10 protein-coding genes and 1 pseudogene are annotated in these 11,222 nt (G+C 73.5%); 3 read left to right on the top strand and 8 right to left on the bottom strand.

From position 1 onward, the window contains the following. The 5 genes and pseudogenes from ACFHPP_RS25950 to ACFHPP_RS25930 all read right to left on the bottom strand — a co-directional run. Window positions 1-1,434: pseudogene (locus ACFHPP_RS25950) on the bottom strand (hypothetical protein); the annotation flags it as partial. Window positions 1,435-1,660: 226 nt separating this feature from the next. Then, entirely contained in the window at window positions 1,661-2,608 is a 948-nt protein-coding gene (locus ACFHPP_RS25945) for a peptidase M14 (protein WP_437166142.1), read from the bottom strand. Then, entirely contained in the window at window positions 2,605-3,768 is a 1,164-nt protein-coding gene (gene argE / locus ACFHPP_RS25940) for an acetylornithine deacetylase (protein WP_437166141.1), read from the bottom strand. The genes ACFHPP_RS25945 and argE overlap by 4 nt, the downstream gene beginning before the upstream one ends. Window positions 3,769-3,840: 72 nt before the next feature. Beyond that, complete coding sequence (locus ACFHPP_RS25935; RefSeq protein ID WP_437166140.1) at window positions 3,841-4,578, bottom strand: DsbA family protein; 738 nt, start codon at window positions 4,576-4,578, stop codon at window positions 3,841-3,843. Between the two features lie 8 nt (window positions 4,579-4,586). Further along, window positions 4,587-5,972 (bottom strand): M48 family metalloprotease, encoded by a 1,386-nt coding sequence (locus ACFHPP_RS25930; protein WP_437166139.1) that lies wholly within the window; start codon window positions 5,970-5,972, stop codon window positions 4,587-4,589. Here ACFHPP_RS25930 and ACFHPP_RS25925 point away from each other — a divergent pair. Genes ACFHPP_RS25925 through ACFHPP_RS25915 form a run of 3 tightly spaced genes read left to right on the top strand, consistent with a single transcriptional unit; the run spans window position 5,938 to window position 9,019 of the window. Next, a complete protein-coding gene (locus tag ACFHPP_RS25925) occupies window positions 5,938-7,440 on the top strand; it encodes a gamma-glutamyltransferase (protein WP_437166138.1) in 1,503 nt (500 codons plus the stop codon). The genes ACFHPP_RS25930 and ACFHPP_RS25925 overlap by 35 nt on opposite strands. Next, a complete protein-coding gene (locus tag ACFHPP_RS25920; RefSeq protein WP_437166137.1) occupies window positions 7,440-8,603 on the top strand; it encodes a pyridoxal phosphate-dependent aminotransferase in 1,164 nt (387 codons plus the stop codon). The genes ACFHPP_RS25925 and ACFHPP_RS25920 overlap by 1 nt, the downstream gene beginning before the upstream one ends. A gap of 44 nt (window positions 8,604-8,647) precedes the next feature. Beyond that, a complete protein-coding gene (locus ACFHPP_RS25915) occupies window positions 8,648-9,019 on the top strand; it encodes a hypothetical protein (protein ID WP_437166136.1) in 372 nt (123 codons plus the stop codon). Window positions 9,020-9,052: 33 nt separating this feature from the next. Here the strand turns inward: ACFHPP_RS25915 and ACFHPP_RS25910 are convergent, their stop codons facing one another. The 3 genes from ACFHPP_RS25910 to ACFHPP_RS25900 form a co-directional block, all read right to left on the bottom strand. Beyond that, on the bottom strand, window positions 9,053-9,592 hold the full coding sequence (locus ACFHPP_RS25910; RefSeq protein ID WP_437166135.1) for a DUF4142 domain-containing protein: 540 nt from the start codon (window positions 9,590-9,592) through the stop codon (window positions 9,053-9,055). A gap of 89 nt (window positions 9,593-9,681) precedes the next feature. Next, window positions 9,682-9,975 (bottom strand): hypothetical protein, encoded by a 294-nt coding sequence (locus ACFHPP_RS25905; protein WP_437166134.1) that lies wholly within the window; start codon window positions 9,973-9,975, stop codon window positions 9,682-9,684. A gap of 47 nt (window positions 9,976-10,022) precedes the next feature. Beyond that, window positions 10,023-11,090, bottom strand: a complete 1,068-nt coding sequence (locus ACFHPP_RS25900) for a DNA adenine methylase (protein WP_437166144.1) — start codon at window positions 11,088-11,090, stop codon at window positions 10,023-10,025. Between the last annotated feature and the right edge of the window lie 132 nt (window positions 11,091-11,222).

Genomic DNA, 11,222 nt, shown 5'->3' with positions numbered 1-11,222 from the left:
CGGCAGGACCTCATCCAGTACGGCCGGCACGATGGCGGGCAGCGGCAGGACCTCCGCCGACACGGGTTCGGGCGCCACGTCAGGGCGGGGTAGGCCCTCTGGCACCTCGACAGCGGGCTCCCGCGTCGAGTCCACGGCATCGGGCCTTGTCGCTGGCGGCTCGAGCTTCTCCGCGACTTTCTCCCGCACCTCCGCCACGACAGGCACCGCCGCGGCCGGCCTGGTTTCCGTCGCGGCAGGTTCAGGCGGGACGGGAGGGCTCTCCGGCGTCGCGGCCGCGGCGGGCGGCAGATTCGGCGGCGGCGGCTCGGGCCGGGGTCGCGCGACGACGACCACGGCCGGCATCGCGTCCGGGATCGGAAGGCTGAAGACCGACTCGGACGTTCGGGCCGCCCCGTTCCCAGGCAGGTCGCCTGCGGCGGCGAGGCTGGACCGCGCCTCGGCCGCCGGCGCCACGACGGTCGGCGCAGCCGGTTCCACCGTGCCGATCGAAACCGGCGGGGCCAGGGGAACCGCGGGCGCCATCACACCCTGCGTCGGGGTCCCGGTCACGGGTGCGGCGCCCTGTGGCTCGGGCGTGGCCGGAGCGGGCTCGGCACTGCGTCCCGAGATCGGGTCCCGGTCGCGCGCCAGCGTATCGACCTGCAACGCCTCGCCCGCGGCGGGCCGCCTGGGGCTGAATTCGAATGTCTCCTCCAGCCGCACCGCCGGCGCCGCGGCGGTCAGTGCGCCCGCCCCCGGCATGACCTCGGCGCCCGAAACCGTCAGGGTCGCGGGGGCGCCCCGCGGCGGCGCGGCGAGCGCGATCTCCTCCAGCGGCATCAGCGCGCTGCCGTGCATCACGCGCCCCTGGACTCCCTCGGCCAGGAAATCCTGCGTCGCCTTCCAGGTGGCGAGGAAGCTGCCGGCCATCTCCAGCCGCGCCGCCTCCTGCGGCGTCTGCGCCACGGCGACGGACAGCATGGCACCGGCCAGGCTGGTGGCCGCCAGGGTCGCGCCAGCGCTGAAGCTGACGGCGCGGAATCCGCCATCGTCGAGCGTGCCGGCGGCGATGATCGTCCGCGGGCTTTCCGGCAGAGCCGCGCCGGCCAGCGCACCCTCGATGACGTTGCGGCGCGGATTGGTGGAGGCGGTGGATTTGCGGCGCCCGCCCTTGGCGCTGGCCGTGCCGGCTTCCGGCTCCTCCACCAGGAACGGCTCGTCCTCCTCCACCAGCGCCGCCTCGGCGGCCGCGGGATCGCGCGGCGCAGGGCGGGGGACCGTGAGCGGGCTGGCGGGCATCGGCAGCGTCGCCGCGATCAGGGAAGCGCGCCTGGCAGCCTCCCCGGCATCGAGCAGCTGCGTCCCGAAGCGCAGGATGGTCTCCCGTTCTTCCTTCAGAAGCGTGCCTGGCAGGGCAGTGTTCGACGCAGTGCGAAACAATTCGAAGGACATTCGGAAACTCCTCTCAGTCACGACTGGCGTCGTGACCGGATCGGATCTTTCCAGCTATGATCCTGAATTAGATCCGCAAGAAGAATGGCGTATCGGTGACTACGCTCTACTGTCCGAACCCTATGTTGCCATGCATCGGCATGCACCCGTCATCCTGCAGCCAAGGATGCTGCTGGCGCCGAGTTGATGACGGTTGGAAGCCTGGGTTGGAGGCGCGGCGCCGCGGCTAGGCTTCGAAGCGCGCCAGTCGTACCGCCGTATGGCCGCGCATCGCCTGCGGGCTCGGCATCACCAGCAGGCAGTCGTCATGCGGGGTCCGCACCTCCGCCTCGCCATCCAGGGCGATCAGCGTGTTGCGCCGCGCCACCACCTCGCCGCCGCGGAAGTCGCGCAGGAAGGTGAAGCCGGTGGTCGCCGCCGTCACGGTGCGCGTCACCCGCGCCACCCGCCCATCCGGCCGCGCCGCATCCGGCGGCAGCGCCGCGCCTTCCGCGGCCATGCCGAGGTGGCGCAGCAGGCGGGCGGCGGTGGCTTCCATCTGCGCCAGCGTCTCCGGCTGCCAATGCGGCCCGGCCTCCAGCAGCAGGGCGCACGCGCCCTCGCGGAAGCGGGCGTGGTCGATCATCCGCATCCCGGCGGCGTGGCCCTCATCCGCCACCACCAGCCCCGGCGTGCCCAGCGCCCGGCCGAGCGCGCGGGCCGCCGGCCCCGGTCCGGCGAGGAACAGCGGGTCCGACGGCCACAGCATCGAATGCAGGTCGAGCAGCACATCGGCCTGGCAGACCAGCGGCAGCAGCGCCCGCGCCCGGTCGAGTTCCACCGATCGCCGCAGCCCGCCGAGCATGGTGGGCGCCCAGAGCCGGTTCATGTCCTCGTCCACGAAGCGGCTGGCGGTGGGGTCCGCCGTGTCGAAGCGATCCAGCGCTGCAAGATTGGCGAAGGCCAGCGTCAGCCGCCCGCGGCGCGGCCGCACGCCGTCGCGCAGCCAGCGTGTCAGCAGCAGCGCGCCCGCAATCTCGTTGCCGTGCACCACGCCGGTGACCAGCAGGTGCGGCCCGGGCTCCGCGGCGGTGAAGCGCCAGACGCCGGGGATGCCAGTATTGCCGGCCCGCCAGGGGCCGAGTTCCGGCCGCGGCAGGCGGACATCGAGCGGCGGCAGGCCGTCCGGCCTCATCCGGCGGCCTGCCGGTCGCCGAGGCGGTCGAGGAAGCCCATGCAGGCGGCCAGCTGCGCCTCCGCGATCCATTCCTCCGGCTGGTGCGCCTGCGCGACATCGCCGGGGCCGCACACGATGCTGGCGATGCCGGCCTCCTGGAACACGCCGGCCTCGGTCGCGAAGGGCACCCGCGCCGCCTGCCCCACCGCGCCGCAATCCCGCGCCAGGTCGAACAGCGGCGACGCCTCGGGCAGGTCGAGCGGCGGGGCGTGGCAGCGCGTGCGGATGCGGAACTCGGCGTCCGGAGCGGTGCTGCGCAGTTCGGGCAAAAGCACGTCCTCGGCATAGGTGCGGAGTGAGGCGACCACAGCCTCCGCCCGGTCGCCGGGCACGCTGCGGATTTCGAAGACAAACTCGGAAAAGTCGGGAACGATGTTCAGGATGCTGCCGGCGCGGAAGGTGCCGGTGTGGACCGTGGTCCAGGGCGGCTCGAAGCCCGCCGCGCGGCGGCCCTCCGCGGCGAAGCGACGCGCGGCCTGCTTCAGGAAGGCCACTGCCTCCGCCGCCGCCTCCAGCGCATTGGCGGTGCGGTGGGTCTGGGAGGAATGGCCGGTCAGGCCGGTCACCTCGACCTCCCAGGAGGCATAGCCCTTGTGCGCCACCACCGGCGCCATGGAACTGGGCTCCCCCACCACGCAGAAGGCCGGAGGCGGGCCGGATTGCGCCAGGCTGTCCACCAGCAGGGGGGCGCCGGCGAAGGTGGTTTCCTCGTCGAAGGACAGGCACAGATGCACCGGGCGGCGGAGTGGCTTGGCCAGCAGGCCGGGCACGGCGGCCAGGACGCAGGCCCAGAAGCCCTTCATGTCCACGGTGCCGCGCCCGGTCAGCCGGCCATGCGCCTGGCGCAGCGCGAAGGGATCGGCCGCCCAGGCCTGGCCCGCCACCGGCACGCAATCCGAATGCGCCGACAGCGCGACGCCGCCGGCCACCGCCGGGCCGATCACGGCATGCAGCGCCGCCTTCTGACGCGACTCATCGAACACCAGCCGGCTCGCCACGCCCTGCGCGGCCAGCTCGGCTTCGACCCATCGCACCAGGTCGAGGTTGCTGCGCGCGCTGGTGGTGTCGAACGCCACCAGCCGCGCCAGCATCCCGACCACGTCGGATTCCCCCGCCATCCCCCAAATCTCCCTTGGCCGCCAGTCTATACGGCGGCCCAACGGGGGCAACTCGGGGTCCTTCCGGGGCGGCTACCGCGCGGCGCGCGCCTCCGCCACCAGCCGCTCCAGCGCCGGCAAATCGACCGCGCCCGGCACCAGCGTCGTGCCCACCACCAGGGCCGGCGTGCCCTCGATGCCGAGGGTCTGGGCGAGGCGCAGGTTGGTCTCGATGCGGGCCTGCACCGCCGGGTCGTCCATGTCCCGCCGCAGCCGCGGCCAGTCGAGGCCGGCGCGCTCGGCCTGCTGGCGGATGACAGCCTCGGTCGGTTCCACCCGCAGCCCCATCAGCGCGTCGTACAGCGGCCCGTAGCGGCCCTGGCGATGCGCGGCGAGCAGGGCGCGGGAGGCGAGCACGCTGGTCGGGCCGAGGATCGGCAGGTCCTTCATCACCACGCGCAGGTTGGGGTCGCGGCGGATCAGCGCCTCCATCGTCGGGTGCAGCTGCTTGCAGTAGCCGCAGCGGGCGTCGAAGAACTCCACCATCGTCACGTCGCCGCGCGGGTTGCCCTTCACCGGGTCGGCCGGGTCCTGGAACAGGGCGGCCGCCTGCGCCGTCAGGGCGTCCCGCTGCGCCGCGACGCGGGCTGCCTGTTCCGCCGCTTCCAGCCCGCCGATGGCGTCGCGCAGGATGGAGGGGTCCTCCCGCAGGGCGCGGCGCAGGATGTCCACGATTTCGGCACGCTGGGACTCGGTGAAGCCCTGCGCCAGGGCCGCCACCGGAAGCGCGCAGGCCAGGACCAGCGCCAGTATTCGCAGGGTATGTCTCACGGCAATCCTCATCGGCCGCGACCCTGCGGCAGGTTTTCGGGCGCGGCGGCGTTGCGCAGATCCTGCGCCCGCAGCCGTTGCGGGCCGGCGGGCAGCGCGGCCTCGGCGCGGGTGGCCAGGGTGCGGGCGCTGCGGGCATCGCCGAGCAGCAGCGCCTCCTCTGCCAGGGCCAGATCGGCCTGCGGCATGTTGCCGAGGCGGCCCTGGGCGATCGCCACCTGGCGCCAGACGAAGGGGCTGTCGCGCTCGGTCCGCATGGTGGCCTCCAGCTCGCCGAGCGCCTGGCGCAGCATCGCGGGCTGGCCGAGTTCGATCAGCACGCGGGCGTGGCTCAGGCGGATCATCGCCTCGTCCGGGGCGAGTGCGCTGGCCTGGGCATAGGGCGCCAGCGCCTCCGCCGGGCGCTGGCCCTCGAACAGGATCTGACCCTTCAATTCGTGCAGCCAGGGGCTGCGCGGCGCCTCCGCGATCAGCGCATCCACCATCGCCACGGCCTCGGCGATGCGGCCGGAGCGGAACTGGGCGATGGCGCGGGCGTAGCGGGCGGGGGTCGACAGGTCCGAGGGCGGGTAGCGGCGCCAGGTGCTGGCGGGCGCGTCGATGAAGCCGTCCAGCTTGGCGCGCACCATGGCGAAGCTGTCCTCGAAGCCCGGCGGCGTCGGCGCATCGGCGTGGCGGGACTGGCTGATGTGCTGGCGGGCGAATTCCAGGCGGTCGCGGGACAGAGGGTGGGTGCGGAAATACGGGTCCTGCCGCCCGACGGCGAGCAGTTCCTGGTCCAGCAGCTTGATCAGCAGCGATTCGAGGCCGCGGGAGGACCAGCCGAGCCGGTCCAGGTAGGTCACCGCCGCCTGGTCGGCGGATTGTTCCTGCGCGCGGGTGAAGGCGTAGAACTCGCCCATGGCGGAGGCCTGGCCGCCCAGCATGCCGGCCGCCAGCGCCCCGGAATCGCCGGACGCCGCGGCGGCGACGCCGCCGAGCAGCATGCCGCCGATGGCGCGCAGCATGGCCATGCGCATCTCCTCCGGCATCCGCGCCAGGTGGCCGCCGGCGATGTGGCCGGTCTCATGCGCCAGCACGCCGATCAGCTCGCGCACCGAGCCGGCCTGCTGGATCAGCCCGGTGTGGATGAACAGCCGGTTGCCGGTGCTGACGAAGGCGTTTATGGCCCGGTTCTGGATCAGCGTGGTCCGAACCAGCCCGGGATCGACGCCCGCCGTGCGGAACAGCGGATGCGACAGGCGGCGGACCAGGTTCTCGGTCTCCGCATCCCGGATGGTGACGACGCGCTGCGACGCCGATTGCGCCGCGGCCGATCCAGGGGCGGCCAGCGCGGCGAAGAAGGCGAGGACGACCAGGATGACGACCAGCTTGGAAGCCAGGGAACGCGACATGGTGGCAAGCCTAGCGCGATCGGCCGGCCCGGCCCACCCCGAACGGCGTGGTCGCCGCCTGCTCGCCCTGGCGCTGCTGCCGGCCCTGGCACTGGCCGCCTGCGGCACCACGGAGAGTGGCGGTGGCGGCGGGACGCCGCAGTTGGGCCAGGAAGGCTTCGTCCGCGGCTTCCTCGGCGGCGTGGCGGCGGAGGAGCCGCGCGCGGCGCTCGCCGCGCGCGACGTACTGTCGGCCGGCGGGTCGGCCGCCGATGCGGCGGTGGCGGCCGGGCTGATGCTCTCCGTCACCCTGCCCTCCCGCGCCGGGCTCGGCGGCGGTGGCGCCTGCCTGCTGTATGCGCCGAACCGCAACGAGGTGGAGGCCATCGTCTTCCCGCCCGGACCGCGCACCGCGGTGCCGCCGGGTGCCGACCGCCCCGCCGCCGTGCCGATGCTGGCGCGCGGGTTGTTCGCCCTGCACGCCCGCGCCGGCCGCCGTCCGTTCGAGGAACTGGTCTCCCCGGCCGAGCAGGCCGCCCGCTTCGGCACGGAAGTCAGCCGCGCGCTGGCCGCCGACATCGCCGCCGTCGCCACGCCGCTGTTCGCCGACCCGGCGGCGGCGGCGGTCTTCGCCGGGCCGGGCGGGCAGCCGTTGCAGGCCGGCGCGCGCATCACCCAGCCGGACCTTGGCACCACCCTCGCCACGCTGCGCACTGCCGGCGTCGGCGACCTGCACCAGGGTGGCCTCGCGCGGCGGCTGGAGGAAAGCTCGGTTGCGGCCGGTGGCGGCCTTACCGTGCCGGAGTTGCGGGAAGCGGTGCCGCGCGTGCTGCCGCCGGTGCAGGGCCGCGCCGGAAACGACCTGGTGTCCTTCCTGCCACCGCCGGCCGATGGCGGCCTCGCCGCGGCGGGGGCCTTCGCCGCGTTGCAGGGTGGTGCTGCCGCGGATGTCGCGGCCAGCCGTGGCGCTTCGGTGGCGGCCGCCTGGCGGCAGCGCGGCGGCGACCCGGCGATGGTGCTGGCCGCCGCGGACCTGCCGCCGGCCGGCGGCGCGGTGCTGCCGGCCTCCACCGGGCTGGTGGTGCTGGACCGGGACGGCATGGCGGTGACCTGCGCCTTCACCATGAACAACCTGTTCGGCACCGGGCGCGTGGCGCCGGGCACCGGCATCCTGCTCGGCGCCGCGCCGGGAATCGGCCAGGTGCAGCCGGCGCTGCTCTCGGCCGGCCTGGTGCACAGCCCGAACCTGCGCGCCTTCCGCGCCGCCGCCGCCGGCAGCGGCCAGCAGGCGGCCCCGATGGCCGTGGCACTGCCGCTGGCGCGCGTGCTCGGCGGCGCGGATGCCACCAGCGCGGTGGGCGCGGCGGCGGAACCCGGCCGGACGCAACTGCTGTCCTGCCCACGCTACCTGCCCGGCGATGCCGGCAGCTGCCAGGCGGTGACGGACCCGCGCGGCGCCGGCCTCGCCGCGGGCGCCACGGACCGCTGATGCCGCTCAAGACCGGCCGGGGGGCGGAGGCACCGCCCTTCCTGGTGATGGATGTGATCGCGGCGGCCAATGCGCGCGCCGCCATCCTGCCGCCGGGCAGCGTGCTGCGGATGGAGGTCGGCCAGCCCGGCAACGGCGCCCCGCGCGGCGCGGCGGAGGCCGCGATCCGTGCGCTGAGTGCCGGTGACCCGATGGGCTACACGGAGGCCTTCGGCCTCGCCTCCCTGCGCGCCCGCATCGCCCGGCATTACTCCGAAACCTACGGCGTCACGGTGCCGGCCGCCCGAATCGCGGTGACGGTGGGCGCGTCCGGTGCCTTTCCGCTGGCCTTCCTGGCGGCCTTCGACGCGGGCGACCGGGTGGCGATGGCGGCGCCGTTCTACCCGCCCTACGCCAACATCCTGACCGCGCTCGGCATGGTGCCGCAACTGCTGCCCTGCGATGCCACGACGCGGTTCCAGCCGACGGTCGCGATGCTCGAAAGGCTCGACCCGCTTCCGGACGGGCTGATCGTCGCCAGCCCCTGCAACCCGGCCGGCACCATGCTGGCGCCGGAGGAGCTGGCCGGCATCGCCGCCTGGTGCCAGGCCCGCGGGGTGCGGCTGGTCTCGGACGAGATCTATCACGGCCTGTCCTGGGGCAGCGTGGCGGAAAGCACGGCGGCCGCGTTCAGCGACAGCGCCATCGTGGTGAACAGCTTCTCCAAGTATTTCTGCATGACCGGCTGGCGCATCGGCTGGCTGCTGCTGCCGGAGGATCTGTGCCGGCCGGTGGAACGCCTGGCGCAGAACCTGTTCATCAGCGCCCCGCACATCGCCCAGGTCGCCGCCGAAGCCGCCTTCGACTGCGCGCCGGAGCTGGAGGCGAACAAGGACGGCTACCGCCGCGCCCGTGCCGCGCTGCTGGAGGGACTGCCGGCGGCGGGGTTCGACCGCATCGCCCAGGCGGACGGCGCCTTCTACCTGTGGTGCGACATCGGGCATCTCAGCAACGACAGCCTGGACTTCGCCGCCCGGATGCTGGAGGGCGCCGGCATCGCGGCCACCCCCGGCGTGGATTTCGACCGCGACCGCGGCCACCGCTTCCTGCGCTTCAGCTACTGCGGCGAGGAGGCGGCGATGGTGCAGGCTCCCGGACGTTTGAAGGCCTGGCTGAACCGCTGAGCCGCCTCCCTTGGCATGGTGGGGGCTTCCCGAAGGAGTCCCTCATGCCGCAACGCCCCGCCTTCCAGCCTGGCCCCAACATCGCGATGAAGATGCCGCCCGGCGAGCAGGAGCGCCTGGTGGTGTTCTACCGCGACGTGATCGGGCTGGAGGTGCTGGCCGAGGAAGCCCACACCACCGTCTTCCGCTTCGGCGCGATGCGGCTGTGGGTGGACCGGGTGGAGGCGCTGAGCCAGGGCGAGACCTGGTTGCAGGTCCAGGCGGAGGACCTGCCGGCGGCGGCCGAATGGCTGGCCTATCACGGGGTGCAGCGGCGCGACCCGATCGAGCGGCTGCCGGACGGATTCGAGGGGTTCTGGATCGCGGCGCCGGGCGGGATGATCCACCTGGTGGCGGGGGTGCCATCGCCGGGTTGAGGCCCCCTCACCCGCAGGTGAAGGGGCTTCCGCTCAGCCAGGGCGCGGGGCCTGCAGGGCCTCGGCGCGCTGCAGGTGCATGCGGATCGCCGGCAGGTGCTTCTGGGCAAAGGCCTTGAGCGCGCCGACCTCGCCGTTTTCCGCGTAGGATTCGAAGATCGTCACCGCCTCGCGATGCGCCTCGACCTGCATCTGCACGTACCAGCGGTTGAGGTCGTCGCCCTCGTAGCCGCGCAGGCTGGCCAGTTTCGCCTGCATGCGGTCGTCGCCGCTGGCGGGCTGGCGCGTGGTCGCCTCGGGCATGGAGCGCATTTCGGCGGACATGGCGGTATGCGCCGTGATCATGTCCTGCGCGAATTCGCGGATCTGCGGGTGGGTGCTTTTCTCCAGCAGGATCTGGCTCGACTGGATCTCGAAATTGTCGCCGATGGTCGCGCGCTCGACGAAGGCGTTGGCGCCGACGCCGGTGCCGCTCAGGAAGTCCAGCACGCCGGTCGGGCGCTGCTGCTGCGCCAGGACGGGCAGCGCCGGCAGCAGCAGGGCACTGGACAGGATCAGGAGGCGACGGTTCATTGCGATGTATCCTTGGCTCGGGTTCGGCAGGGAAACGTCGCGGGGCGGCTCCGGGTTGCCCGTCACACCCGGATTGGTGACAATCTTTTTCAACCTTGGCGCAGCAGGCGGCGGCCGAGCGCCTTGGTGCGCTGCCACGTCGCCCGGGTGCGCAGGATCAGCCGGGTCTCCATCACCTCCACCTTCGCCACGGTGTCGGGCCAGCGCGATTCGGTCCAGGCGAGGCTGCGATGCGCCCACATGTACTGGTGGCGCATGATGAACAGGCCGAGCGCCAGGAACACCACGCCGGGCAGCACCGGCAGCAGCCCGCCGACCGGCGCCAGCGCAATCAGGGACCACCCCGCGCATTTGCGGGGGAGGGAGGGTTTGTGTTCCATCATGGCGCCGCAGATGGTGGGGCGGCCCGCGCAAGGCAACAGCAGCCGGATCAGCTTCCCGGCAGCAGGACGGCGCCGTAGCCCTGGTTCCGTGGCAGGTCCAGGCGGCGGTCGCTGGTGACATACAGGCGTTCCAGCGTGCCGGCCGGGCCGGGCGTGCCGACCTTCTCGCCGCGGCCATTGTGGATGCCGAGGCGCGTGCCGGCGTAGCGGCGATGCACCACCTCCAGCACATGCAGGTAGCCGCGGCCGGCCAGCATCCGCTCCAGCTCCGCCCGCGCCAGGAAGCCCTCCGCGCCGAAGGAGACCACCAGGGTCGGTGCGCGGAGGGCCGCGACCAGGCGGGCGAAGGCGGGGGCGATGGCGGTGCGGCTGTTGAAGGCGCTGCGGCGGGTGCGGCAATCGACGCACTTGCGGGCGCGGCCATAGACCTCCGGCCGGTCCCAGCGCACCAGCGTCTCCCACAGGTGGTAGTTCGAGAGGTAGGCGTGCTGGTCGTAGGGCGGGTCGAGGTAGGCGACATCGCACTCGATTGCCGCCGCCAGCGCCACGGCGTCCTCGGAGACGGCGAGGCAGGGGCCGGAATCGGGGCGGGGCAGCAATTCCGGCAGGCGAAGCTCGAGCGCCTTCATCGCCCGTGGCGCCAGGTCGCGCAGGAAGGCCATCTGGTGGCCGGCGCTGCTGTCCACCCGGTCCGCGGCCTGGACCAGGGCGGTCAGCAGGATCGCCTCCAGTTCCGGCTCCGGCTCCAGGCGCCGGATCGCCTCCCGGATCGCCTCGATCCGGGCCGCGTTGGCGGGGTGCAGGAACCGCGCCTCCACGGCGTAGGTGGCGGTGAACCAGCCGGCGGCGGGCGGCAGGTGGGACAGGTCCGAGAGGAGTTTCGTGGCCCGCGTGGCCCAGCGCCCGGCATCGGCCTGCACCAGGCCGCGGGCGAGGGTCTCGGCGAAGCACAGCTCGTCATTCGCGATGACGCGCCAGCCGGCGGCCTTCAGTGCATGGGCGACGCGGGCGGAACCGGAAAACAGGTCCGCCACCACCGCGCCCTCCCCGGCCGCGGCCCCCACCGCCCGCAGGATCTGCGGCAACAGCCCGCGCTTCGATCCAAGGTATTTGATCAGGCGCGCGTCCTTGTATCCAGCGGCCGATGGTGCTGGCGGCGCGCGCCCTTCAGCGCGCCGAGGCCGCGAACGCGGCCCGCGCCCAGACCGCCCGCGTCACCATGCACGACAGTCCACGGCGCGCAGGCA

This window comes from Falsiroseomonas sp. E2-1-a20, assembly GCF_051433195.1.
In the GTDB taxonomy this organism is placed as follows: domain Bacteria; phylum Pseudomonadota; class Alphaproteobacteria; order Acetobacterales; family Acetobacteraceae; genus Falsiroseomonas.
The sequence above is the reverse complement of the archived record's forward strand: the minus strand, read 5'-3'. Positions and strand labels throughout refer to the sequence as shown.